The organism is Bacillus sp. SM2101 (assembly GCF_018588585.1).
Classification (GTDB): Bacteria; Bacillota; Bacilli; order Bacillales; family SM2101; genus Nanhaiella; species Nanhaiella sioensis.
The window spans coordinates 298,279-324,660 of record NZ_JAEUFG010000001.1; the positions used below are offsets into that span (position 1 = coordinate 298,279).

The following is a 26,382-nucleotide window of genomic DNA, read 5'->3' on the forward strand; positions in this document are numbered from 1 at the left end:
AATCATAAAAAGACACTAGAATTTCATATAGAATAATGGTATTATTGTATAGTCTGATTTAAAGCTTAATGTTTGGAGGGATATGAACATGCGTGTAAATATTACATTAGCTTGCACAGAATGTGGAGAGCGTAACTATATTTCTAAAAAAAATAAACGAAACAACCCAGATCGCCTTGAGCTTAAAAAATATTGCTCAAGAGATAAAAAATCAACTCTTCATCGTGAAACTAAGTAAGTAGTAGGAATACATTCCTACTGCTTTTTTTATTCTTACCTACTTAATTTGATTCACCTCATCAGGAAATATAGTAAGCCTCCTGTTAACTTTCTTCTACCTGCAAAATGTTTCATATTACTTTATGATGTATAATTCTTTTTTTTGACTGCTTTTGAAAAGGTTAATGCTTTTCATACTATCATATAAACACATATGTATTTAAGCTTCTTAGCATCTTTTCTACTTGTGAAAATCAGGTGTCCAGATAAAAACTCATCTTACTATCATGAATACGAATATCAACAAACTTATCAAAAAGAGTCTTATCTTTTTTTACATTTTACATCTAACTATTACAAAATTATGATATAACAGTATATAGAAATAGAATATTTTGGGGTGATTTGATGGATTATGCAATTGTTATTTTATTCTCTATTGCAATTATTTTACTTATTGTTTCATTTGTTAGTAAAGATAAAGTAGGTGACTTAGAAAAACAAATAGAACAATTATCCTTATCAGTTATGCAAGACAATTATCAAGTGAAAAAGAAACTAAAGATCTTGGAAGAAGAGCTTCTTGTCAACGAAAGTGTGTTACCCAATAACACTTTTCAACAACAAGAAAACAATACGCTACGAACAAAAGCAACGCATGACGCTAAACATGAACAAATTCAATCATTATTGAACCTTGGACAAACTGTTGACGAAATAGCTAAAGAGACTTCATTAACAATAGAAGAGGTTGGAATCATTGTTAATCACCTTAGTAGAATGAGAGGAAATCATGTTGAATAAACATAGTTTACGAGCATTTTCATCTGGTTTAATTACAGCTACTACTGTGTTAGGCTCCATTTACTTTATAACATCAGGCTCAGAACAAACCATCCTTGAAACGACAAGAACAGCTGATCATGTTGTCCCAGAATCTGAAGAGCTTAAAGCTGAAATAAAGTTATTAAAGGATCAAGTAAAAGAACAAAGCTTGATCATACAAGAATATGAATCTAGCGAAAATGTTATTAGTGAAGATAATAATTCAACAAATCAACATGAACCTCAATCAGAACCTATCCGTATATATCATTTACAAGTTAACACTGGTATGACAAGCTCAGAAATTTCTTCAATACTAGAGGAAGCTAAAATTATATCAAACGGTAAGGAACTACAACAATACTTTATGGATCAAAAGCTTACCCGCCAAATTCAGGTTGGAAAGTTTGAGGTTAGCAGTAATATGACAATTGAAAATATTGTAAGTTTACTAACAGAAAAGACGATTCCTGAATAATATGAACTTAACGTTAATAAACCAACCTGAATCATATATCAGGTTGGTTTATTTTTTCAGTCGTTTTTCGAAAAGTTCATCAAATCTTTTCTTATTCTTGCTTTAATCATTTAACTCGTAACGTTTTCCTTTAACAATATAAAAGATATTTTCCGCAATATTCGTAGCATGATCTGCTATGCGTTCGATATAACGACAAACAAACGATAGCTGAGTTATTTGTGACATTTGTTCACTGTTAGTCTTCGTTAACTCGAGAAGCTCTCTAATATTCTCACCATATAACTGATCAACAAAGTCATCCATCTCTACAACTTTTTTCGCTAATAGTACATCTTCTGTTTCATAAGCTTGTATTGCAAGATTTAACATTTGTATAGCATGCTCCTGCATCTTTACGATCTTATCCAAGGATTTTATGTGCCTCTTTTCACCAATTCTAATCGTAGCTTTTGCTATATTAACTGCAAAATCAGCAATTCGTTCTACATCTGTAGATACTTTTATTGCTACTATAATTCTTCGTAAATCAATAGCTACAGGTTGTTGCTTTGTAATTAATAAAATAGCAAAATCATTTATTTCTTCGTCTAATAGATCTATTGGTGTATCGTCATCAATGACCGTTAATGCCTGATCAATATTTTGAGTAGTGAGTGCTTCTATTGACTCGTTTAATGCTTGATCTGTAAGTTGACCTAGCTCTACTAATTTATCCTTTAGTACTTGTAAATCAAGTTCAAATGCTCCTCTTACAACCATGCTTTTCTCTCCAATCATATATGGATTACCTTATATTACGGTTAAAAGTCTTGGGAAAATCTTTATTTATACAAAACTGACTAATTCAAAGTTGCAATCGGCTTCCTTCATCATGAAATACGATTTCAGCGTATACTAATACCTTCAAAAAAGTAAATTCTCCACCAGTGGTTCTTCTCTGTCATTTTTTGACCTATTTTTCCAACGCTCTTTACCCGAAGCGACCAGTTATATAATCTTCAGTTCGTTTATCATTAGGAGTTGAAAATAGTTTATCAGTATTTGAAAACTCAATTACCTCACCGCTTAAGAAAAATGCGGTTTTCTCTGAAATACGAGCTGCCTGCTGCATATTATGTGTAACAATGATAATACTGTACTGTTGCTTTAACTCCTGTATAAGCTCTTCTACTTTTAAAGTAGAGATTGGATCTAATGCTGAAGTCGGTTCGTCCATTAAAATTACATCTGGTTCAATTGCTAAGCACCTTGCAATACAAAGACGTTGCTGCTGCCCGCCTGATAAACCATATGCATTTTCATGAAGGCGGTCTTTTACCTCATCCCAAATTGCCGCTCCTCTTAGACTTTTCTCTACAATTTCATCCAGCACCTTTTTATTTTTAATCCCATGTATCTTTGGACCATATACGATATTTTCGTAAATTGATTTTGGAAATGGATTTGGTTTTTGGAAAACCATCCCTACTTGTGTACGAAGCTCCTCGACCCGATAAGACTTGTCAAAAATATTCTTACCTCTGTATGAAATTTGTCCTGATGTCTTCACAATAGGAATAAGCTCAACCATTCTGTTCAGTGTTTTAATAAATGTCGACTTTCCACACCCAGATGGCCCAATGATTGCTGTTACTTCATTTTCTGCTATATCTAGGTCAATATTTTTTAATGCATGATCTTCTCCATACCATAAATTAAGATTCGACGTTTGGTAGACAATTTCCTTGTTAGCAGATGCCTTCGAACCCGCATCTATTACACTTTTACTATCTTGTTGTTTTACCGTTGTAATGTTCATTGAAAACCCTCCATCATCATTTTATTGTTCTCTATTTTTTAGGTTGCTTTCACTTTTCATAGCTAGAACTAATAACGTTTAAAATTATACCTACGTGGATAAATCCTCGTTTTTACTGTTGTAATTTAGTTAAGAGGACACCATAATTTTTCAAAAAATTGCCCTTTTTAATAACGTTTTTCAAATCTATTTCTAATAAATACAGCTATTGAATTCATAACAATTAAGACAACCAACAACACAATAATTCCGGCTGCAGCTACATGTTGAAAATCTTCTTGTGGCCTTCCAGTCCAGTTGTATATTTGTAATGGCATGGCAGTAAATGAGTCTAATAAATTATCTGGTAAGAACATAACAAAGGTTGGAATTCCAACAACTACTAATGGAGCAGTTTCTCCAATTGCACGAGAAAGCGCTAAAATACTACCTGTTAACATACCTGGGATGGCAGCAGGTAAAACTACTCTACGAATTGTTTGCCATTTCGTTGCCCCCATACCATAAGATGCTTCTCTTAATTCATTCGGCACAGCTTTTATCGCTTCTTGTGATGCAACAACGATAACTGGCAATATTAATAAGCTCATCGTCAACCCCGCAGCCAATACACTTGTGCCTAAATGTAAAGCTCTAACAAATACTGTTAATCCTAATAAACCAAAAACGATTGATGGTACTCCCGCTAAATTTGAAATATTTGTTTGAATAAAATCATTAAAACGATTTTTCTTCGCGTATTCCTCTAGATAAATTGCGGTTCCTATACCAATAATCATTGAAACAGGAGCAACGACAGCCATTAGCCAAATCGAGCCAATTAACGCTGCTTTAATTCCTGCCCGTTCTGCTCTTGGAGCAGCATTATTTTGTAAAAAGTCTAAATCTAACCAGCTTAATCCTTGAGTCAATACCCGATACAATAACATTGCTAACACAACTAATCCAAACATTGTTGCAGCATAAAAAAGAATTTTATACAAATTATTTTTCAATAGTCTTCTTGACATTAAGCGTTGAACACGATCTTTATCAATTAACTTCATGTTAATATTCCTCCCTGAAGCGGCGTGAAATATAACGAGCAATCAAATTCATTATTAAAGTAAATACGAATAGGGTCATCCCTACTGCATAAACACTGTAATAAATCGTTGTTCCATAGCCCGCATCACCTAAACTCACTTGTACGATGTAAGCAGTCATCGTTTGTATCGATTGCGTAACGTCTAATGAAAATGTAGGTGTTGCACCACCTGCAACAGTTACAATCATCGTTTCACCAATCGCCCTAGAAATAGCTAAGACAAATGAGGCAATGATACCAGATAAAGCTGCAGGAAGAACAACTTTGATTGCCACTTCAAACTTCGTTGCACCTAAAGCTAATGCTCCCTCACGAATTTTATTAGGAACCGAGCTCATCGCATCTTCAGATAATGAGGCAACCATTGGAATAATCATTATTCCAACAACGATACCTGGACTCAAGGCGTTAAAAATTGATAAACCAGGAATAATCTTTTGAAGTATAGGTGTTACAAACGTTAATGCAAAAAAACCATAAACAATTGTCGGGATCCCAGCTAGCACTTCAAGAATCGGTTTTATAGTCTTTCTAGTCTTTTCTGAAGCATATTCACTCAAAAATATAGCTGAAGCAACACCGATCGGTATTGCCACAATCATTGCAATGACTGTAATTAGCAATGTACCTGAAATCAATGCACCTATACCATATGATGGATTACTAGATGAGAATGGTTTCCAAGCTGTTGACGTAAAAAAATCTACAATTGATACTCTATTAAAGAAAGTTATCGTCTCAAATATAAGGGTAAAGATAATCCCTACCGTAGTTAATACAGAGATAAGTGCAGTAATAAATAATATTTTTGGTACTAACTTTTCAGCCATGTTTGAAATGCCCTTTTTCTGTTTGTTTTCTTGAATCATCTCTTTGACTGAATATCTATCTATATTTGGTCTTTCGATAGCCACTAATGAAAACCCCTTTCCACCCATAACAGAGTGAGAAGCATCACCCACCGCTTCTCACTACATGTTCTTTCTTTATTTTTTGTGTTCTTCAATTTTTGCCAATTGCTCATCATATTGTTCTTGAGGTAAACGTACGTAACCAACTTCTTCAGCTGCTGTAGCTGCATTTTCTAATGTGTAATGAACAAAATCATATACTTGTGCTTCACCTAAAGATTCAACATTTACATATGTGAATAATGGACGTGATAAAGGTGTATATTCACCTGTTTCAATTGTGTCCCCATTAGGTTCAACCCCGTTAATTTTTACAGCAGTTAATTTATCTTGATTTTCTAGGTAATAAGCATATCCGAAGAACCCAATAGCATAATCATCACCAGAAACACCTGTGACAAGCGTGTTATCATCTTCTGATAACGTAATGTTATCTTCTTCAATTTGTTTTTCCTCTAAAATGACTTCATCAAAGTAATCATATGTTCCTGAATCTGTGCCTGGAGCATAAAATTCTATTTCTTCTGCTGGCCAATCAGGATTTATGTCAGACCATTTTTTTGTTTCAAGAGAATCGTTTTCTAACCAAATCTTTCGTAAATCTTCAACAGTTAAATCTTTTGCAAAGTCATTAGTTTTGTTTACTACAATTGTTAAGCCATCAAATGCAAGCTCTAATTCAATATATTCAATATTATTTTCTTTAGCTATATCCGCTTCTTCTTGCTTAATCGGACGTGAAGCATTGCTTAAATCCGTTTCCCCTACGACGAATTTTTTAAAGCCTCCTCCTGAACCAGATAACCCAACTGGAACCTCTACTTCTGGTTGCACACTATAATATTCGTATGCTACTGCTTCCATAATAGGAAATACAGTAGAAGAGCCGTCTATGATGACCGATCCTTGAAGTTTATCCCCAGCTTCAGATTGAGTGTTACCATCTGATGCTTCATCGGAGCCACAAGCTGCTGAAAAAGCCATCGTTGCTCCTAACATTGTTGATAATGCTAAAACTTTAAAGTTCTTCATCTTCATTATTCCCCCTAGGAAAAATTCGTTTGTTTTTTCTTACCGTTATTAGAATAACGCTTGACTATTAATGTGGTTTTAACCATTTGTTAAACTATTGTAAAGATCGAATATTATGCTGAGCTTTGTTGAATAATAAGTTTCTTTTCGTAAAAATTATTGCTAATGATAGTAAGTTAGACAAGCTAGATGTATTTTTCTCGGATTGTCGTAGTTTTATAGAAGAATAGCTGTATGAATATAGGTGTTTATCCTTCGGAGAGCAGCAAGTCGAGTGACTAGGTAGGATTTTAAGGATCAGTTTAATTTGTATTAACATAGCAACTAACCTTTTTTGTAAACGATGTGGTATTAATTTAACTATATATAGAAGAAAAGCAGTCATAAATGATGATAGATACCTATTTATTTCTTATTATGAAAACAATACTCATTGTGAAACCACAAAAAAAGCACTCAAGGTTGAAGTGCTTTTTTTATAAAATGTAAACCTTTATTCATTTTCATTTTCAATTTCATTTTCAGCTTCAGTTGTTGTATCAATTACTTCCGACTCTGTATTAGTAGCTTCTTCCGTAGATTGCTGTGTTGTACCACTTGCCCTTTGTTGTTTGAGATCAAAATATGTGTCCAAGATCCTTTTACCAATATCTTTGTTTATTTGACTTTTACCTGTTGTATCAGCGTTTGGAACAACAACAGCAAATGAGACCTCAGGATTATCGTATGGAGCATATCCAATTAATGTTAAGTTATAAGCAAGTGTTTCTCCGTCTGGATATACCTCAGCTGTTCCTGTTTTTCCAGCAGGTTTGTAAGTACTCGCTCCGAAATGACCGAAGGCTGTTCCTCCAGTTTCCTGCATAACTTGACGAAACCCTTCTTGCACTTGTTCAATATATTCTGTCTTCATGTCAATCTTATTTAACACCAAAGGTTCAAATTCTTTTAATACAGGTCCCAACCCTTCTTGGTCGGGAGATGGCTCATGAATATCCTTCACAACTTGAGGCTTAATTCTATAACCACCATTGGCTATCGTTGACACATATTGTGTTAGCTGTAGAGGCGTATATGTATCATATTGTCCAATGGCCATGTCTAGCAGCAAACCTGAAGTTGTGTCTTGTCCCACATAGCCAGTTCCTTCTCCTGGCAAATCAATTCCTGTTTTTATTCCTAATCCGAATTGGTTAAAATAGTAGCGAAATAAATCAAACGCTTCTGGATTTGAAGGTATAGGTTGGTTTCTTTGATATTCTCCACCTAATAATGAAATTGCAATTTTAAACATATATACGTTTGATGACCTTTTAAGAGCATAAAGATCATTAATCCGGCCCATTACCTCCCATGATTTTTTTTGGGGAGAACCTTTAATATATAATACCTCGTCTAATTTGCTCTCACCAGGATTAACAACACCTGTTTCATACCCAGTTAACAAAGTTGCGCCTTTCACTGTTGATCCCATTTCAAAAGCTTCTTGAAACGTCCCGATAGCATAATCCCAAAGCTCTACTTCACCTTGTTCATTTGTCGTATATTGCTTTCCTGCTAACGAAAGCACTTCTCCAGTTGATGGATTCATCATAACAACAAAAGCACGGTCTAAAAATGCAGATCCTGGTTTGCTTTTTGCATTTAATAATTCTTCTTCAATAATTTTTTCAACAGCAATTTGCAAATCCATATCAATAGAAAGAACAAGATCTTTACCGTTTTCACCTTCAGTAATTACTTCCTGATCAAGTGGATTGCCTGCCTTGTCTGTAATATTTTTTACCTTCTCTTTTTGTCCATGTAACACTTCTTCGTATTGCTTCTCAATATAGCTTTTACCTACACGGTCATTACGACTATATTCTTTGGCGACATAATAGTCTTCTACTTCAGAAGGTAATCCTTCCTTTGAAGATGTAATATTTCCCAATACTGTTCGGAAGGTATCACCGTATGGGTATTCACGTAACCAATCTGTGGTCGTATCCACACCAGGCAATTGAGCTAAATGTTCACTTACAACTGCATACTCTTCTTCAGTAACTTCATCATTTTCATTTTCACTTCTACTTTTGACGATTTGTGGTGTGAGTGCATATCCACTAAATTCTCTATATATTGCTAAGACTTCTAACTCTTGTCCAGTTATTGTGGCAAGTTCCTCTTCAGTGATTCTATCAAGCTGAAGCTTATATATATCTTTTGCTTCAAGTTCACCGTCATCTTCTTTGTTTAATTCTTCTTTTGTTATTTTTTCTAAAGCTTCTTCAGGGTGTGTTAACAGCCAAAAGTCTTTTTTATCACGTTCAGTTACACTTTCAGTATCCTTATCAATAAATATTGCAAGATCTCTCGCAACCTCGAGACGCTCATCCGCTGTTGTACCTTGAAAACCTGTATATGTAATCGCGTTTAACGGTATATTATCCACAATGACATTACCGTTCCTATCATATATTTTTCCTCTTGGAACGGATGCGCTAACAGTCACCTCTTCTTTTTTTTCAATTTCACGTTTGTAATCTTCCCCGTAAACGATCTGAGTAAGACCAAGCTTTAAAATCAGGGTAGAAAATAGTAAAAAAACGATAAAAAATAACACATTCAACCGAAATGGGAGATGATTCCTTTTCTTTTTATTTTTTTTCTGTTTCTTTTTCATTCATTCACCTACTACATTAATTATTTCATTAATATTTATTTTATATAATAGCAGCTGAATTTTCCATTGTTAAAATATGAAAAAGGCAATTCAACTATACAGATGAACCACCTTCTCGATTTCCAACTTGTTGAGTACATTCGTCAGCTTGTTTATTTGATTCTACATTTTTCTCATCTACAAACTCGATATTTCTTATAAAAAGATAAATGAACGCATGGCCAGTACCTATGATGGCTAACAAGATAGGAATACTTACTTGTTCATCAAAAAAAGATACTGCAATTAAAAATAATAAAATGGAGACAATCCTTCCACCATTTAAAAACAACTCACGTACAACTATATATTCAATTCTCATTTGTGCTGCATTCCACCCCTTGCCAATAACATCATAAGTTAATGAAATGTATGGAACTAAAAGCATCGGATAAGCAATTGCGATGGCGATAGCATACATGATGAGCTTTGTATAAGTGACATGAAATAATATTAAAAAAATGGACATATATAGCAACAAGCCACCTATTAAGATTGCCTTTTTTCGATATTTTTGTTTTATTAATCGCGTTGCTAAATAATATGCAACAAATGAAATTGCTGAATTTACTAATCCAAATGTCCCTAAAGCTAATTCACTATTCGTTGTAATAAATACTAAGACAGAAACAACAAAGACAAAGGTTCCTTCTCGTACACCTTGAAAAAAGTGCGCATTTGTAATATTTGCCCAATTCTTGTTATGCCTTCGTTCTTGGATGATCCTCTTTAATACAAAGTCACCTTCTGCTGCTCTTGGTTGTAAAAACAAGCTAAATATTACAGCTCCGATAAATAATGCAAGAGATATTGAAAAAATAACAGTGTATCCTGTGAATTTTTCCATCCTAGATATAATAAAACCTGCAGCTATGGGACCGATCATCCCTCCAAATGAAGTAACAATTCCTAAAAAGCCATTAAAGAAATCACGTGTTTCTGGTTCAGTTATTTCGAAGGTAAGAACATTATAAGCCAACCAATAAAACCCGTAACCAATTCCAAGCAGTCCCCCAAGAACGATTAAATACCGAGACGCTTGATCACCAAAAAAAAGAACGGCTATAAAAAATATTGCAAGAAATGTTACACCTAGCCTTAGCACGAGAACGCGATCGATCTTCTTTGCCCATCTTCCCGCTATTATAAATGTTAATGGTTGCATAATAACAATTGATAAGTTGTAAATCCCTAAATCTTTAAATTGACCTGACTGCTTCCATAAATACACATTTACGAATGTATTTGATAAAGCAATACTTAATGCATACAGCCCTCCAATTATTAATAATAATAGTAAATCCTTATTAACATCCACATCACCAATTAACTTGCGTAAAGCCGACATTGAAAAACTCCCCTTCTTTATCTACAAAGTAGTTTTCCAATTAGGCGATTTAGTTATGTATATAGAAATAGGCTTTTTAAATGTATGACATGTATGAAGCAGGAAAAAATTGTTGCCGTATTAATCATAAACACGAACACAACTATTAATATTTTGACAAATAAACGTAACATAAACTGGATTTATTAAACAACATTAGCAATGGCTTTATCCGTAAACTGTTGCTTATATATATTGATTATTAAATGTGTATGAGAAGAAAAGATGCCCCAAACGTTAGTTATATTCGTGTTTAACTTTTATTGAAAGACAATAATTTATGCCGAAAAACAACCTAAGTAAAAGTTTATAACAAAAAAACAACAGGGGTTATACCCTCTGTTGTTTTTTTGTTTACTATTTACTTCGCAGCTGAATAAAGCTTAGCTACCTCATCCCAATTTACAACATTCCAAAAAGCTGAAATGTAATCAGGGCGACGGTTTTGATAGTTTAAGTAATATGCATGCTCCCATACATCTAATCCAAGAATTGGCGTTTTTCCATCCATAAGTGGAGTATCTTGGTTTGGTGTGCTCGTCACTTCTAGCTCACCGTTGTTAACAACTAACCATGCCCAGCCTGAACCAAATCGAGTAGCTCCAGCTTTTGCAAACGCTTCTTTGAAGCTGTCAAAGCTTCCGAACTTATTGTTTATCTCATCTGCAAGCTCACCAGTAGGTGCGCCCCCACCATTTGGAGATAAAATCGTCCAGAATAAGCTATGGTTCGCATGACCACCACCATTGTTACGTACTGCAGTACGAGCAGCTTCAGGAACAGCGTCCAAGTTACTCATTACATCTTCAATGCTTTTGCTTAGAAGTTCTTCATTTCCTTCTAATGCAGCATTAAGATTTGTTACATATGCATTGTGATGTTTTGTGTGATGAATTGTCATCGTTTCTTTGTCAATGTGAGGTGCTAATGCATCATATTCATAAGGTAATTTTGGTAATTCAAATGCCATAATAATTCCTCCTCAAATTATGTAATGAACTGTGTTCAATCATAGACTTTTGAACACAAAATGTGAACTGTGCAACATTCATTTTCATAATTACTAAACATGAATGTTTCTTAAGTCCGTTGCTTATAGATTAGCAAATTTTCCACAATATTTCAATTAATTTGCTTGTAACAAACCCTAATTTACTATATGTATTTTTAACTCTTCTCATTCAATCAAACTAAAAAAAGCCTTCAATATATTCCTGAAAGGCTTGCTTAGATGGACCCTGCAGGACTCGAACCTGCGACCGGACGGTTATGAGCCGTCAGCTCTAACCAACTGAGCTAAGGGTCCATGTCAAAAGCTCCATATAACCATACTAACATTGTAAAACTTTCTTTACAAAGCAGTAAATAAAAAATATATAATCATAATAAATTGGATGAACCCTTTTGCCACTACACCACTTAAAAATCCAAATAATGACCCTAAGCCAATTTTTGTCGCCTCTTTTACATTTTTCTTGTGCACAACTAACTCTGCTATAACAGCACCTAGAAATGGCCCGAGAATGATCCCAGCTACTGGTATTACAAAAGGTCCTACTAGTAAGCCAACTGTACTACCCCATACAGCGGCTTGGCTCCCACCTAGCTTTTTGACACCGATTAGATTTGCTGCATAATCAGCACCAAATAATAACAAAACAAAAGTTCCTTGAATCAACCAAAATAACGTTGAAAATTGCTCAAAGCTAATTAGAAACCCATAAATTAAGAACCCTGCTACGATAAAAAGTACACTTGGAATAATAGGATATATTAAACCAACAAAAGAAATGATAAAACAGCAAATCACTATTATCCAAATCAATAACTCCATCACCAAGCCCCCTGTACTTGTTAATAGCAATTTCATACTAGCACCGATTGTTTATGTAAGTCAATTAACTTACAAGGCTCTGTTGTTGCTATTTTTACTAAATATGGACGGTATATTGAGTATTGTAAGAGCAAATGTTAAAGCAGCAAAATGCCACGAGCACTAGGTGTATACTTGCTTAAATCTGGAACGGAACAATGAATTGAAAAATAGCGTATAACAAAGAGGTATATTAAAAATCCAATTTCGATTTCCAACATACCTCTCTTGTGATTATATGATTATTTTTACTCTCCTAATACCGCTTCAGCGATATTAACAGCGTGATCACCTATACGTTCTAAATTACTTACGATGTCCACAAATACAATTCCAGCTTGTCCAGAGCATTTGCCTTCATTTAATCGTAAAATATGCTTTTTACGTAATGTTCGTTCCATCTTATCAATCTTGTCTTCTTTCTTCACAACTTCTCGTGCTAAATCTTTATCGTTTTCTTCAAGAGATTGAATTGATTCTTTCACAGTAGAAATTGTTAATTCAAACATTTCTTTTAAATCAGCTTTTGCTAAATCAGTCATCTTCACTTTATTTGATAGCTGATAATCAACTAACTCCACAATATTCTCAAAATGATCACCTATACGTTCAATATCTCGTACGGTATCCATTAACACTGAGTGCTCTTCTGATTCATTTTGTGACAATGAAGCTGAAGAGAGTAATACTAAATAATCAGTAATTTTCCGGTCTAAATTATTGATGGCACTCTCTAGTTGCATAGATAGATCAGCATGTTTCTGCAAATTGCTATTTAAATATTTATGTGACTCTTCTAAACCTAGAGTAGCAAACTCACCCATTCTAACAACTTCTTCTTTCGCTTGACCTAATGCAATAGATGGTGATTGCTCAATAAAGTTAGGATCCAAATGCTTAGCTTTATATTCCACTACCGAATCATTACCAGGTATAAGTTTTGTTACAATATATGCCAACACACCTATAAACGGTAATTGAATCAACGTATTCGTTATATTAAACGCTCCATGCGCGAATGCTATGGTCATTTCTGGGTTTAAATTAAATGCCTCTTGCAGCATAATAACCAATTGTGTATAGAGCTTCAATCCAACTAGAAATATGGTTGCTCCAACCAAATTAAATAATACGTGTGTCAGAGCAGCTCGCCTAGCTGCAACTGATGCCCCAATTGAAGCTAATATCGCAGTGATCGTTGTACCAATATTATCACCAAATAAAACAGGCAATGCAGCATCTAAACTCAACAGACCTTGACCATACAATTCCTGTAATATCCCAATGGTTGCACTCGAACTTTGCACGATGACAGTAAATATTGTTCCAATAGCTACTCCAAGAACTGGAATTTCACTCATGTTCACTGTTAACTCAGCAAACGATTCGAGTGAACGTAGTGGCTTCATCCCCGAACTCATTAGTTTCAAACCATAAAAAAGTGCACCAAAGCCAAATACTACTTGACCTAAATTGTGAATTTTCTTATTTTTGAAGAAAAAGAGTAAGAGAGCCCCTACTGCTATAATCGGTAGAGCGTAATTTGACAATTTGATACCGATAATAAATGCAGTAACAGTCGTCCCAATATTTGCCCCCATGATTACACCAATTGCTTGCCTTAAAGTCATAAAGCCAGCACTGACTAAACCAACTGTAATAACAGTTGTACCTGAGCTACTTTGAATTAACACTGTTACAATAATACCAGCTAAGACACCCATAAATGGGTTGGTCGTAAAGCGGTCTAAAATATCTCTTAATTTGTCACCTGCGGATTTTTGCAGTCCATCTCCCATGTACTTAATCCCAAATAAGAAGATACCTAAACCACCAATAAATTCAAAAATCATCTTTTGAACATCAAGTTCCACTTTTTCTACCTCCGAAAAATTATCTGACTAGTTTCGACACAAGCTTACAAAACCCTATACAATTATTAACGAAATACATTAGAATTGTAAAGGTTTTTAATAAAGAATTTACAATAGCTTAACAATCGAATGAAAGGTGGACAATTTCTGCTAGTGCTTATCGCAAATAACTGGAAAAAGCAATATTTCAACTTATAAAATGACCATTCATATTAGACGTTGTTTTATAGTTTTCACCACGCTAAAATAATTATGATAGAGAAAAAGAAAATAAAGGGGATTATTGAGATGTCTATTTTCAGACAATTAGTTAAAAGCTTATACTCAACTAATGATATAGCTAAATTTCGTTTTCAAGGTATAGGAAAAACAATTTTATATGTGTTTTTATTAACATTCATCTCTATTATACCTACAGCATATTTTATTGCCAGTGATATTTCTAAAGGTGTTAATACTGTGAATGAGGTTTTTGAGTCAGACCTCCCTTCTTTTTACATTGAGGATGGTCAGTTATCTACCCTTGACGAAGAACCAATTCTCATTTCAAAAAATGATTTTTCGTTAATCATCGATAGTCGTGAAAATATATCAATTATTGACACTGTTAATATTATTGATGGTGATGGCTTGGCGTTGCTAAAAAACAGAGCTGTATATGTATCTAATGACAATGAGCAATCATTTTATTATTCAAGCTTTGGGGATATATCATTTTCTAGTGATGATATGCTAAATTTCATAAACACATTAGACTCATTATTAATAATTATCATCCCTGTTTTCATTCTTATCATGTATATTTTTTCTAGCGGTATGAAATTTCTAGGCATTACGTTACTCGCGTTCATCGGGTTGATCATAAATAGTGTCTTAACAAAAAAGATTACATATCGACATTCGTGGATTTTATCTGCATATAGTGTAACAATACCGACTTTATTTTTCACCTTAATGGATGCTTTTCACATCGTACTTCCTGCACAATTTGTGGTAAATGTTATTATAAGTGTTATCATTTTGTCATTAGCCATTCAACAAATACCTAATCCGAAGAAATAAACAAAACAGAGTAGACCTAATAGGGCTTACTCTGTTTTTATTTTACCTCATTTAACAAATCCTCCTAAATAAATAACGTAGGTAGAACTATTGTAAACTTAACATTATGACTAGCTCGGACTGTTATTAATTATTACTAATATGCATTCTTTACAAATTTTTAGGAATATTTTTCTTGGACATGCATACATAGGTATAAAAGCGATGCAAACGGGGTGGAAATAATGAAGAAAAAGATGATAGGCATTATCTTATTTTTATTTGTTATTTATATCTTTTATTATGATATAAGCATTGGCTCGTTACCTGTAATTAATTCACAAAATAATACAGAAGAAAACACGCCATTCGTTGATCGGGATGAATCACCATTAAATACACAGCAAATGGAACATCAGCTTGTTAAGGTTAAAAGAGGCGATACAGTGATATCTATTGTCGAAGAGTTATATAATGGTCCCATTCCTGTTTCAATGGAGCAGCTCTTAAATGATTTTGAAGCTTTAAATAACAATTTAAAACCAGAACAATTGCAAGCAGGCCAAACATATAAATTCCCTTTGTATGACTTTTAAGAATTCTGTTAAATTCTTGTCAATTTTGTATTTTCACTGTTACAATATTCTATGAGCAAAAAGATACTGTAATTATAGGACATAAGATCAAATTTATTTAGAAGATAATCCTTGAAGGAGAGATATATACGTGAGTCAAATTATACATCGTACCAAAACTCGCCCAGTTAAAGTTGGTAATTTAACAATTGGTGGAAATAACGAGCTAGTTATACAAAGTATGACCACAACAAAAACGCATGATGTCGAAGCTACCGTAGCAGAAATTAAACGGTTAGAAGAAGCTGGATGTCAAATAGTTCGTGTTGCTTGTCCAGATGAACGAGCAGCCAATGCCATTGCAGAAATAAAAAGTCGCATAGATATACCACTTGTAGTTGACATTCATTTTGACTATAAGTTAGCCCTCAAAGCAATTGAAGGTGGCGCAGACAAAATTCGCATTAACCCAGGGAATATTGGACGACGTGAAAAAGTTGAAGCTGTCGTAAATGCTGCAAAAGAAAAAAATATACCTATTCGAATTGGTGTTAACGCTGGATCTCTTGAGAAAAAGATACTCGAGAAATACGGATACCCTACTGCCGACGGTATGGTTGAGAGTGCGTTACACCATATCAAAATATTAGAAGATCTTAATTTCCATGATATCATTGTATCCATGAAAGCTTCGGATGTAAATTTAGCAATCGAGGCTTACGAAAAAGCAGCAAAGGCATTTGATTATCCTTTACATTTAGGCATTACTGAATCAGGTACTTTATTTGCCGGAACAGTAAAAAGTGCAGCTGGCTTAGGTGTCATTTTAAGTAAAGGGATTGGAAATACACTTCGTATTTCTCTTAGTGCAGACCCAGTAGAAGAAGTAAAAGTAGCTCGAGAATTACTAAAATCTTTTGGGCTTGCCTCAAATGCAGCAACTTTAATTTCATGTCCAACTTGCGGAAGAATTGAAATAGACCTTATTAGTATTGCTAATGAAGTAGAAGACTATATTTCAACAATTAAAGCGCCGATAAAAGTAGCCGTTTTAGGCTGTGCTGTGAATGGTCCCGGAGAGGCTCGAGAAGCTGATATAGGGATTGCAGGGGCTAGAGGTGAAGGACTCCTTTTCCGCCACGGTGAGATTGTTCGTAAAGTCCCTGAAGAAACCATGGTCGAAGAACTTAAGAAAGAAATTGATAAAATAGCAGCAGAGCATTACGCAAAGCAGCAAACAGAAAAAGCTTGACATATAATTGTCAAGCTTTTTTTCATCATGTTAAAAAAATGGGAGTATAAAGATGCCCAGAACAATGGATACGATACCAATTCCGATCGCCCATGCCCCCATTCCTTCTGCTCCTCTTCTGCGGGCAACAAAGCCTAATATGATACCTGCAGCTCCAAAAAGAATTGGAGCGACAAAAAGTGAAATGATCGATAGAGCCAAGGAAAGCCAACCTACCCAGTTACTTTCCACTTCCCTCGTACTACCTAAAGCTTGAATAGGTTCTGCAAACTCCGTTGATGTTTCTTCCATAAAATCCGCTTCTGGATCATTTCTATAGTTATCTCGATAACCATCATCATTTCTTTCCTGAGCCATGTTTATATACCTCACTTTCTTATGTTAAAGAGGGGCATTATTTAGTATTGTTCTCTAGGAAAGAAATATTTGTGTTAATCTTTGCTTTTATTGGAAGCATCTTTTTATAAATTATCATGCTATTATTGAAAATGTACAGTAAAACAAGTTTTTTTCGATCATCCATGACCATAAAGTAGTAAAGATGCCAGGTATACGAGATGTATACGTGTTTATATAGTACGAAAAACAACAAATAGACATTCAGCATAACTCAGAAGTCTTAAACGTATTTCCATGAGGCTTACCGAGAATAGAAAAAAACTTTAAAAACCTTAAAATTCAACTTATTATAGAATTCATTTACGCATTAGCACAAACTGGACATGTCCCATATACTTCAAATTTATGCCCTGAAACATCATATCCTTGAAAATGCTCTGCCAATTGATTCATTGGACAAGTGTGAATTTCTTTTGTTTTCCCACATTGTAAACAAATAAAATGGTGGTGATGTTCTTTCGTAGCACAAGTAAAACGGAAGTGCTTTTCACCAGATAGCTCAGTCATTTCTAATATATTTAACTTAACAAACAATGATAAATTCCTATATATTGTATCAAAGCTTAAACTAGGATAATTATCTTTCATTCTTAACAGTACTTCACGGGCAGTTAAATATTTATCTGTATTTGAGAAAAGTTGTAGCATTTCCTCGCGCTTACCCGTATATTTATACCCTTCCTTCTTTAATAAATTGATTGCACCAGCAACATTCATTTTTTCTTTCTCCCCACTCTCTTCGTGATTAGAACTAGGATTAATTCTATAACAGCAAAAAGAACAATCGTACCACCAGGTGCCACATCTAAATAATAAGCACTAAACAAACCAAAGAATACGGCTAGTTGGGCAAATATAATTGACAAAATAATCGTTTGTTTAAACCCTTTACTAATACGTATACTTGCTGCTACAGGTAGTGTCATTAATGAAGAAACTAATAAGATTCCGACAATTCGCATCGATGCAGCAATCGCCAATGCTACCATAACGATAAATAACAAATGCAACCATTTTGTATTTAGACCGCTAGCAGTTGCATGCTCTTCATCAAATGAAAGTAAAAATAATTCTTTATAGAATATGAAAATGATTACACAAACGAACATTAAAATAACTAAAATAGTCCAAACGTCACTCATACTTACAGCGCTCACACTACCGAATAAATACATGAATAGATCTGTATTAAACCCATCAGCTAGTGAAATAAAAACTACACTAAGTCCGATTCCAGTTGAGTGAATGATTGGTATAGCCAACTCTTGATAATGTTTATATACCGTTCTAAGTTTTTCTATAAAAATGGAGCCTACTACAGAAAAGCCCATGCCCATATATAAAGGGTTGATTCCTTGAAAAACTCCGAGTTTTTTTTCAACAAACAGACTAGCAGCTATACCAGCAAGTGTAACATGGCTTAACGCATCTGCAATCAAAGACTGTCGTCTAACAACTATAAAAACACCAAGTAAAGGTGCTAAAAAACCAATCATCATTCCAGTAATGAAAGCGTTACGTAAAAATTCATATTGAAAAATCTCAATTAACATCATTTATCCTCCATGGTTATGAGTTAAAACGTGGAGATGATGACCATAAAACGTAGATAATGCACCCTCATCAAGGCTTTCAAATTGCTCTGTTTTACCGTGAAAATGCAAGGTCTTATTTAAACAGGCAACATGTGACACTTTATCAGTAATTGTACCAATATCATGAGTGACTAATAATAAGCTAATCCCCAAGTTCTGATTTAAGTCTTCTAACATATTGTAAAAGCTTTGAACATTTGTAGCATCTACACCTACAGTTGGTTCATCTAAAATTAATAAGGAAGGGTCACTAACTATTGCTCGTGCAATAAAAACTCTTTGTTGCTGACCTCCTGATAACTCTCCAATATTTCGATTAGTATACTGGCTCATTCCTACTGAAGCTATCGCTTTTGCTGCTGCTAATTTATGTTCCTTTGAAAAAAATCGAAGTAAACCTACCTTCGAAGTCAAGCCACTTAGAACAACTTCAAGCACTGTTGCAGGAAAACCACTGTTAAAACTGTTTGCCTTTTGGGAAACAAACCCAATTTTATGCCAATTTTTAAATTTGTGAATTTCAGTTCCAAATAACCGTATCGAACCAAATTGCGGTTTAATAAGTCCTAAAATACATTTTAATAAAGTTGATTTACCAGACCCATTTGGCCCTACTAACCCTAAAAATGCGCCTTGAGGCATTACTAAATTAATGTCCTCTAAGACATTCTCCTGCTCATAACCAAAGGTTAGATCACCAATTTCTAATATGGGTACATTATTATTTGTCATGTTATCACCATTCTGTCTTATTAGGAATCATTCCGATTTAAACAACAAAATTATACATGAAGCAAGCTCTATTGTAAAGAAAAGGCTACTTTCGTCAACCTTCTTGATCATTTCCAACATAGAACAACTTAATAAAGCTCCATGCATCTTCCACTGTTTCATAGAATAAAAGATGCTATGGAAACTCGTTATATATGATCAGCAACGATCTTGCGAAAACATCCTAAAGTTATACGTCATTAATGTATAGCTGACTTAAACTTAGCTCCCCTCGTTTCTTGTGTACTCATAATTGTCAAAAATGCATTAGCATCGATTTCATGTACGATCGATTTAAGTTTAGTTACTTCAATCCTAGTTACAACAACGTAAATTACTTCTTTTTCTGCATCTGTAAATCCACCTTTTCCCTTCAACTTAGTTGTACCGCGTCCAAGCCTATGTAATATAGCATCCGATACTTCTTCATAATAATCGGAAACGATAATGACGGCCTTTGTTTCATCTAGTCCTTGAATGACAGTGTCAATTGTTTTGAAAGCAATATAATATGTCATTACAGAATACATTGCTTCTTCAGTTCCAAAAACAAATGCTGCCCAAACAAAAATAAAAATATTAATAAACATAACAAACTCGCCTACGGAAAAAGGCAGCTTTTTTGTTAATAAAATACCAAGAATTTCAGTGCCATCTAAAGATCCGCCATGTCGGATAACTAACCCTACCCCAACGCCTAATATTAAGCCTCCAAATACAGTTGCCAATATAGGTTCTGGTGTAAATGGTTCAACATTGTGCAGAAGTTGTTCAATAATAGCCAGACAAATAATTCCGAACATAGAAGATATCATAAACGTCTTACCAATTTGTTTATACCCAGAATACATAAATGGGATATTTAGTAGAACGACTAACATTGCAAAACTTATATATGAAGGCGTTAAATAATCAATAATTAAAGAGACACCAATAATTCCACCATCAATTATATTATTTGGAACTAAAAATAACTCAATAGAAACAGCTACTAATCCTGCTCCAAATAAAATCATTATGAAGCGATAAAAAAAATGTAGTTTGCTTTCTTTTTTATGTTGTCTTGTTGCCATGAGTCTCCCTCCCCAGTGTTGTTAGATGTGCGTTAAATTTTCTTTGTATCATTATACTTGTTTCTCCTTGTAAATATGAAGCACCCTTGGTTTATGGAACACAATTTTATTCTATATCATACTATGTGTAAGGGGAGGAGAATACAATGAAGCTTTTTCAACACGTGATTAATCAAAAAATAAAACATATGACCGTTAAAGATTTACTTAATTATAGTAAACAATATGACATTAAAATATCGAAGGAACAGGCAAGGCAAATTACAGAGCTTATACAAAAGAGAGATGTAGATATTTTTGAAGATAAAGAGCGAAAAAAACTCATTAAGGAAGTTGCCAAAATTACAAACCCAACTGTAGCTAAGAAAATCAATTCTTTTTTCACTAAATTTATTCAATAAAAGGCTGTCTAATATAAGTTAAGACAGCCCTTTAAATGTTTTGACACAGATCTGTAGGTACATAAATCCTTGTCATTATGATGACGTAGTGATTAAGCTAACCAGCCAAAATTTTTGTTAGTAAATTTGGATTATATTCTTTTTGATTTAACATTTCTATTTCAAATTTATAAGGCGGCTTTTTATTTTTCTTGTCTTCCCCAACATATGGAGTTTCTAAGATTTTAGGTATATCTGAAAGCTGCGGATGATGAACAATATAGCTAAGAGCATCATATCCAATATGTCCAAACCCAATGTTTTCATGTCTGTCTTTATGAGAATTAGTTGGATTTTTACTGTCATTAATATGTAATACTTTTAGACGGTCAAGTCCGATCACTTGATCGAAATGTTGAAGCACACCATCAAAATCATTCACAATATCATAGCCAGCATCATGAGTGTGACATGTGTCAAAGCATACAGATAACTTCTCGTTAAGCGTGACACCTTCGATAATTTGAGCAAGCTCTTCAAAAGTTCTACCACATTCTGAACCTTTACCTGCCATCGTTTCCAAAGCAATTTGGACATTTTGCTCGGGCGTTAAAACTTCGTTTAAACCTTCAATAATTTTGTTAATTCCTGCCTCTACTCCTGCTCCCACATGTGCACCAGGATGAAGAACAATTTGTCTTGCACCTAAAGCTTCAGTTCTTTCAATTTCTGATCGTAAAAAATTGACGCCTAATTCAAACGTTTCTGGTTTTGTCGTATTACCGATATTAATAATATACGGGGCATGAACAACTATATCTTCAATACCATGTTCTCTCATATGAACATGGCCAGCCTCAATATTTAATTCTTCAATTTTTTTTCTTCGCGTATTTTGTGGAGCACCAGTATAAATCATAAAAGTATTTGCACCGTATCCCACGGCTTCTTCACTAGCTCCAAGCAACATTTTCTTTCCACTCATAGAGACATGGGAACCTATTTTTAACATACCATTCATCTCCCTTAAAATAATATCGTCATAGGTTTGATCACTTAGTTCTCTTGTTTATACGTCGTTGACGCTTCTTGTATTGTTCCATATCGTTTTTCATTTTCTTTTTGTAACCAGGCTTTACTTTAGAAGGTTTACGGACAATTTTTTTAGCTTCAAGATCAAGCTCATTCAATTGTTTTTTACGCTTATTACGTTTATCTCTAGCTCCTAGTTCAACCCATTCGTTATTACGAAGATCCTGTTGTTTAAATGTAATTCCCATCTTTTCTAATTTTACTATTGCATCCTCATCTGATGGGTCATACAATGTAGCTGCAATCCCAGAATAACCAGCTCGCGCAGTCCTCCCTACTCGGTGAACATAAAAATCTAGATCAGAAGGTATTTCAAAATTAATGACGTGACTAACCCCTTCAATATCAATACCTCTAGCTGCTAAGTCTGTTGCTACAACATATTGAAAGTCTAAGTCCTTAATTTGCTTCATCATTTTTTTCCGATCACGTGGTGATAAGTCCCCGTGAAGTCTACCGACTTTTAAACCCTTTTTAATTAATGAGTCTGCAACTTCATCTGCCTTCACTTTAGTATTGGTAAAGACAATTGCTAAATATGGATTATACTTCAACAAGATATCATGTAAAATTTGAACTTTGTCCCGATGACGTGATGGGATCAAAATTTGCTCAACACTCGTAACAGTTACTTGATTAGGAGCTACATGCGAATATTTTGGGTTGTCCATATATTTACGCAAAAACTGCTTTAATTTTTCTGGTATTGTAGCAGAAAAAACTAATATCTGTAATTTTTCTGCCATCCTAGCTGCAATTTGATCTACTTCATTAATGAACCCCATATCAAGCATTAAATCTGCTTCATCGACGACTAATGAATTAGAAGTATATACATGCAGCGCCTGTTCCTTTATTAAATCCAGTATTCTTCCTGGTGTTCCTACAACGATGTGTGGTTGTACCTTTAGCTTTTCAAGCGTACGTTGTTTATCTGTCCCACCCACATAACATCGTGCCGTTATTTGTTCGCTTCCATCATAAAATTGTGTGACCTTTAATACTTCCTGATAAATTTGATTAGCTAATTCACGCGTCGGTGCTGTAATAACCGCTTGTACTTCTTGTTTTGCAGGGTCTATATTGTTAATAACCGGCAACAAGTAAGCATGTGTTTTACCTGTTCCTGTTTGTGATTGACCTATTACACTTTCACCTTTTAAAATCGAGGGAATCAAACGCTCTTGTATGTCAGTAGGTTTATAAAATTGCAAGCTATCAATCGCTTTGATTATAAAAGGCTCTAATCCAAATCGTTCAAATTGTGAGTTCATCGTATCTATACTCCTTATGAAACTATCCCAAATGAATTGTAAATCCCTCTGGAATACTCAATATAATTTCTACTATCCAAAACATATCATCATTAGATTATAATGGATTTTATAAGAAAAGTGCAAGCTTGTCAGCAATTCACTTAAGCGATCGGGCTTTATTGAATACTGCTAATGCTTTTAGAAAGGCAAAGTTAAACCGCGTCACACTAGAATGTATAGCACCATATTTATTAAGTATAGGCTGTTTTCATACTAAAAAATAAAGGGCATTTTTTCTTCTACGACGACTGTTGAATAAAACAGCGTAGTTATTTTCAAAGTTTACGAATAGAGCCTACATTAAAATATAATTCCAGATGCTAAATGTAAACTATGTTAACAGTAATAGAGATACAAAAATCAACCTAAGACTCAATCAAGTACTTATTTTGTTGAAGTATAGAACGATTAGTTACACCTCAAAGACACTTAAAATAACAACAAAGTGTTATTCATGCAATCCTTTGAAAACCATATAAACACCTTCCTAATCAGTTTAACATTATTCCCTTTTCTGATAAAAGTTTTGTTTGGTTTAAGCACTACAATCTTATATCATCAAATTTCTATGCTATGTTTGCTTTTTACTATAGCTGTTTTCACAGTTTATTGTTTAATAAATAAACATAAATACAACTAGATCAGGGTATCTTTACTTCAGTAAAACAATTATTTTTGAGGTAAACGTTATTTTTATTTATTAGTTAAGATACTATAGTAAGAAATTTATTCGAAAAGTACCTTTACTAACACTAGAGCTGCTAGGATGGGGTTATATTCCTCAGTCATCACCGTTTAAGATGGAATTATCCACTTGTACAAAAAATAACCGTTAATAGGTAGAAAATGTCGATCTAAACATAAGTTTTTCAGAAAACAGGCTACAACCCCACAACATAACAACTTGATCCCACATAAAATAATCTATAATTACTAGCACAATGGACAAATGAAAGGAGAATGAAATTGAATCACCAAAACTCTCTTAACCAAATGCTTTCTAACAGTCAATGGTTCCAAAATCCATTTTCTTCAATCATGCATTCAAACAAAGGGTTAGATAATTATTTGTCAACGATGCTGCACTCACCAAATTCGTTAAAAGGCTTAATGAATCCAAAAGATTTCCAAAAATCATTAAGCAGTGTTCAACAATGGTTTAAAACTGCCGAATCGGTAGCCCCAACGTTAAAGGAGCTGTCCCCTATCGCAAATAAAATTCCTTCTATGTTTAATATGTTTAACGAACCATCAAACCAGACAAAAAATTCAATCCGTCCGAGAGACCTACCAAGAATAGCGAAATCTCCACCTGTTGATCGGAGTCGAGAATCAAAACCAAAGCTCTATATTTAGCTCATAACTTTAATTCTTATCTCCACTTCGCTATAATAAAGAGAAATAAGAAAAGCATAACAACTTTTTACCACCCACAGCTAATGTGAGACATTTCATAGATGCTTGACAAGTCCATGAAGAAAACTTTTCTTATTTTTTGTAAGCTCTTTTCGTAAATTTTATTACTTTTTACAAATTACTACATCATATGAGGGTTTTCTGCCATGTTTTATATAAGGGAATACGAAACCCTAGTTTTTTATGTGTTTGTTTCATCATACGAATAATATCAATCAATGCGAAAAAAGCTTATTTCATCCGATGAACAAATGATTGTTAGGCATTTACTAATATAGATAAAAAATTCTCATTTAGGGATAAATGGAGGAGATTCGAATGGAAGTAGTCAAAATTAATCCTAGAGGTTATTGTTATGGTGTTGTAGATGCCATGGTAATTGCTAGAAATGCAGCTCTAGATAAAACCTTACCAAGACCAATATACATTTTAGGAATGATTGTTCATAATAAACATGTAACTGATGCATTTGAAGAAGACGGGATCATCACTTTAGATGGAGAAAACAGACTTGATATTTTAAGCAAAGTAGATAATGGTACGGTTATCTTTACCGCTCATGGCGTTTCACCTGAAGTAATAAAACTTGCAAAAGAAAAGGGGCTTGTGACAATTGATGCAACATGCCCAGACGTAACAATAACTCACGACTTAATAAGAGCTAAAGAAAGTGAAGGCTATGACATCATCTATATAGGGAAGAAAGGACATCCTGAACCCGAAGGAGCTATTGGTGTTGCTCCTCAAGCTGTTCACCTCGTAGCGAACGAAGAAGATGTGCAAAACCTTTCTTTAAATAACGAAAAAATTATTGTCACAAATCAAACGACGATGAGTCAATGGGATGTTGGCCATATTATGGAACAAGTAAAGGAAAAATACCCACAGGTAGAATTTCATAAAGAGATTTGTTTAGCTACACAGGTTCGACAAGAAGCAGTTGCAGATCAAGCAGGACAGGCAGATGTTACTATCGTTGTAGGTGATCCAAAGAGTAACAATTCTAATAGGTTAGCACAGGTTTCCATGGAAATAGCAGGAACAAAGGCTTACCGTGTCGCGGATGTGACTGACATAAATATCGATTGGATTAAAGATGCGAACAAAGTAGCAGTTACTGCAGGTGCATCGACACCAACACCTATAACGAAAGAAGTTATTGCATTTTTAGAAAACTTTAATAGCTCAGATGAATCAACATGGACGAGAGAAAGAAAAGTGCCATTGCACAAAATATTACCTAAAGTAAAAACTTCCAAAAATTAAGAACGTTCATTTTAT

At 34.2% G+C, this 26,382-nt stretch carries 26 protein-coding genes and 1 tRNA gene; 9 read left to right on the top strand and 18 right to left on the bottom strand.

Going from position 1 to position 26,382, the window contains the following annotated elements; translation table 11 throughout:
- The first annotated feature begins 88 nt into the window (after positions 1-88).
- The 3 genes from rpmG (at position 89) to JM172_RS01500 (ending at position 1,522) form a co-directional block, all read left to right on the top strand.
- The gene (gene rpmG / locus JM172_RS01490; protein ID WP_214480264.1) at positions 89-238 is read left to right on the top strand and encodes a 50S ribosomal protein L33; all 150 of its coding nucleotides are present in this window, start codon (positions 89-91) and stop codon (positions 236-238) included.
- A gap of 389 nt (positions 239-627) precedes the next feature.
- Positions 628-1,023: a hypothetical protein gene (locus tag JM172_RS01495; RefSeq protein ID WP_214480265.1), complete on the top strand. Its 396-nt coding sequence runs from the start codon at positions 628-630 to the stop codon at positions 1,021-1,023.
- Positions 1,016-1,522 (top strand): endolytic transglycosylase MltG, encoded by a 507-nt coding sequence (locus tag JM172_RS01500; RefSeq protein WP_214480266.1) that lies wholly within the window; start codon positions 1,016-1,018, stop codon positions 1,520-1,522. Before JM172_RS01495 ends, JM172_RS01500 begins: the two co-directional genes overlap by 8 nt.
- Before the next feature lie 102 nt (positions 1,523-1,624).
- On the opposite strand, the gene phoU is transcribed toward JM172_RS01500, so the two are convergent.
- The 11 genes from phoU to JM172_RS01555 all read right to left on the bottom strand — a co-directional run bounded on the left by phoU (position 1,625) and on the right by JM172_RS01555 (position 14,191).
- A complete protein-coding gene (gene phoU, locus JM172_RS01505) occupies positions 1,625-2,284 on the bottom strand; it encodes a phosphate signaling complex protein PhoU (protein WP_214480267.1) in 660 nt (219 codons plus the stop codon).
- A 211-nt stretch (positions 2,285-2,495) separates the two neighbouring features.
- Positions 2,496-3,323 carry a phosphate ABC transporter ATP-binding protein PstB gene (pstB, locus tag JM172_RS01510; RefSeq protein ID WP_214480268.1) on the bottom strand — a complete coding sequence of 276 codons (828 nt, stop codon included), beginning with the start codon at positions 3,321-3,323 and terminating at the stop codon, positions 2,496-2,498.
- A gap of 167 nt (positions 3,324-3,490) precedes the next feature.
- The gene (gene pstA, locus JM172_RS01515; RefSeq protein WP_410629452.1) at positions 3,491-4,333 is read right to left on the bottom strand and encodes a phosphate ABC transporter permease PstA; all 843 of its coding nucleotides are present in this window, start codon (positions 4,331-4,333) and stop codon (positions 3,491-3,493) included.
- A 37-nt stretch (positions 4,334-4,370) separates the two neighbouring features.
- Complete coding sequence (gene pstC, locus JM172_RS01520) at positions 4,371-5,279, bottom strand: phosphate ABC transporter permease subunit PstC (protein WP_413785484.1); 909 nt, start codon at positions 5,277-5,279, stop codon at positions 4,371-4,373.
- Positions 5,280-5,396: 117 nt separating this feature from the next.
- Positions 5,397-6,353 carry a PstS family phosphate ABC transporter substrate-binding protein gene (locus tag JM172_RS01525; RefSeq protein WP_214480270.1) on the bottom strand — a complete coding sequence of 319 codons (957 nt, stop codon included), beginning with the start codon at positions 6,351-6,353 and terminating at the stop codon, positions 5,397-5,399.
- Between the two features lie 493 nt (positions 6,354-6,846).
- On the bottom strand, positions 6,847-9,018 hold the full coding sequence (locus JM172_RS01530) for a peptidoglycan D,D-transpeptidase FtsI family protein (protein WP_214480271.1): 2,172 nt from the start codon (positions 9,016-9,018) through the stop codon (positions 6,847-6,849).
- 94 nt (positions 9,019-9,112) lie between these two features.
- Positions 9,113-10,405, bottom strand: coding sequence for an MFS transporter (locus JM172_RS01535; RefSeq protein ID WP_214480272.1), 1,293 nt, complete (start codon positions 10,403-10,405; stop codon positions 9,113-9,115).
- A 400-nt stretch (positions 10,406-10,805) separates the two neighbouring features.
- Complete coding sequence (gene sodA, locus JM172_RS01540; RefSeq protein WP_214480273.1) at positions 10,806-11,414, bottom strand: superoxide dismutase SodA; 609 nt, start codon at positions 11,412-11,414, stop codon at positions 10,806-10,808.
- Between the two features lie 262 nt (positions 11,415-11,676).
- Positions 11,677-11,750: transfer RNA gene (locus JM172_RS01545), tRNA-Ile, on the bottom strand.
- A 45-nt stretch (positions 11,751-11,795) separates the two neighbouring features.
- Positions 11,796-12,278, bottom strand: a complete 483-nt coding sequence (locus JM172_RS01550; RefSeq protein ID WP_214480274.1) for a DUF456 domain-containing protein — start codon at positions 12,276-12,278, stop codon at positions 11,796-11,798.
- Positions 12,279-12,565: 287 nt separating this feature from the next.
- Positions 12,566-14,191: a Na/Pi cotransporter family protein gene (locus JM172_RS01555; protein WP_214480275.1), complete on the bottom strand. Its 1,626-nt coding sequence runs from the start codon at positions 14,189-14,191 to the stop codon at positions 12,566-12,568.
- 288 nt (positions 14,192-14,479) lie between these two features.
- On the opposite strand from JM172_RS01555, the gene JM172_RS01560 reads away from it, so the two are divergent.
- The 3 genes from JM172_RS01560 to ispG all read left to right on the top strand — a co-directional run bounded on the left by JM172_RS01560 (position 14,480) and on the right by ispG (position 17,059).
- The gene (locus JM172_RS01560) at positions 14,480-15,253 is read left to right on the top strand and encodes a DUF1189 domain-containing protein (protein WP_214480276.1); all 774 of its coding nucleotides are present in this window, start codon (positions 14,480-14,482) and stop codon (positions 15,251-15,253) included.
- Between the two features lie 224 nt (positions 15,254-15,477).
- Positions 15,478-15,828, top strand: coding sequence for a LysM peptidoglycan-binding domain-containing protein (locus JM172_RS01565; RefSeq protein ID WP_214480277.1), 351 nt, complete (start codon positions 15,478-15,480; stop codon positions 15,826-15,828).
- A gap of 124 nt (positions 15,829-15,952) precedes the next feature.
- Positions 15,953-17,059: a flavodoxin-dependent (E)-4-hydroxy-3-methylbut-2-enyl-diphosphate synthase gene (ispG, locus tag JM172_RS01570; RefSeq protein WP_214480448.1), complete on the top strand. Its 1,107-nt coding sequence runs from the start codon at positions 15,953-15,955 to the stop codon at positions 17,057-17,059.
- Positions 17,060-17,089: 30 nt separating this feature from the next.
- Here ispG and JM172_RS01575 read toward each other — a convergent pair whose 3' ends face one another.
- The 5 genes from JM172_RS01575 to JM172_RS01595 all read right to left on the bottom strand — a co-directional run bounded on the left by JM172_RS01575 (position 17,090) and on the right by JM172_RS01595 (position 20,897).
- Complete coding sequence (locus JM172_RS01575; RefSeq protein WP_214480278.1) at positions 17,090-17,416, bottom strand: DUF4190 domain-containing protein; 327 nt, start codon at positions 17,414-17,416, stop codon at positions 17,090-17,092.
- 342 nt (positions 17,417-17,758) lie between these two features.
- Positions 17,759-18,175 (bottom strand): Fur family transcriptional regulator, encoded by a 417-nt coding sequence (locus tag JM172_RS01580; RefSeq protein WP_214480279.1) that lies wholly within the window; start codon positions 18,173-18,175, stop codon positions 17,759-17,761.
- Positions 18,172-19,011 carry a metal ABC transporter permease gene (locus JM172_RS01585; RefSeq protein WP_214480280.1) on the bottom strand — a complete coding sequence of 280 codons (840 nt, stop codon included), beginning with the start codon at positions 19,009-19,011 and terminating at the stop codon, positions 18,172-18,174. The genes JM172_RS01580 and JM172_RS01585 overlap by 4 nt, the downstream gene beginning before the upstream one ends.
- 3 nt (positions 19,012-19,014) lie before the next feature.
- Positions 19,015-19,785 carry a metal ABC transporter ATP-binding protein gene (locus tag JM172_RS01590; protein WP_214480281.1) on the bottom strand — a complete coding sequence of 257 codons (771 nt, stop codon included), beginning with the start codon at positions 19,783-19,785 and terminating at the stop codon, positions 19,015-19,017.
- 239 nt (positions 19,786-20,024) lie between these two features.
- A complete protein-coding gene (locus tag JM172_RS01595; protein WP_214480282.1) occupies positions 20,025-20,897 on the bottom strand; it encodes a YitT family protein in 873 nt (290 codons plus the stop codon).
- 146 nt (positions 20,898-21,043) lie between these two features.
- Here JM172_RS01595 and JM172_RS01600 point away from each other — a divergent pair, with 146 nt between their 5' ends.
- Positions 21,044-21,298, top strand: a complete 255-nt coding sequence (locus JM172_RS01600; RefSeq protein WP_214480283.1) for a DUF2624 domain-containing protein — start codon at positions 21,044-21,046, stop codon at positions 21,296-21,298.
- Between the two features lie 97 nt (positions 21,299-21,395).
- Here JM172_RS01600 and JM172_RS01605 read toward each other — a convergent pair whose 3' ends face one another.
- Together JM172_RS01605 and JM172_RS01610 are read right to left on the bottom strand one after the other, a co-directional pair.
- Positions 21,396-22,289 (bottom strand): deoxyribonuclease IV, encoded by an 894-nt coding sequence (locus tag JM172_RS01605; RefSeq protein ID WP_214480284.1) that lies wholly within the window; start codon positions 22,287-22,289, stop codon positions 21,396-21,398.
- Between the two features lie 40 nt (positions 22,290-22,329).
- Positions 22,330-23,643 (bottom strand): DEAD/DEAH box helicase, encoded by a 1,314-nt coding sequence (locus JM172_RS01610; RefSeq protein WP_214480285.1) that lies wholly within the window; start codon positions 23,641-23,643, stop codon positions 22,330-22,332.
- Positions 23,644-24,651: 1,008 nt separating this feature from the next.
- On the opposite strand from JM172_RS01610, the gene JM172_RS01615 reads away from it, so the two are divergent.
- Together JM172_RS01615 and JM172_RS01620 are read left to right on the top strand one after the other, a co-directional pair.
- Positions 24,652-25,041, top strand: coding sequence for a hypothetical protein (locus JM172_RS01615; RefSeq protein WP_214480286.1), 390 nt, complete (start codon positions 24,652-24,654; stop codon positions 25,039-25,041).
- 378 nt (positions 25,042-25,419) lie between these two features.
- Positions 25,420-26,367: a 4-hydroxy-3-methylbut-2-enyl diphosphate reductase gene (locus JM172_RS01620; protein WP_214480287.1), complete on the top strand. Its 948-nt coding sequence runs from the start codon at positions 25,420-25,422 to the stop codon at positions 26,365-26,367.
- Positions 26,368-26,382: the final 15 nt, after the last annotated feature.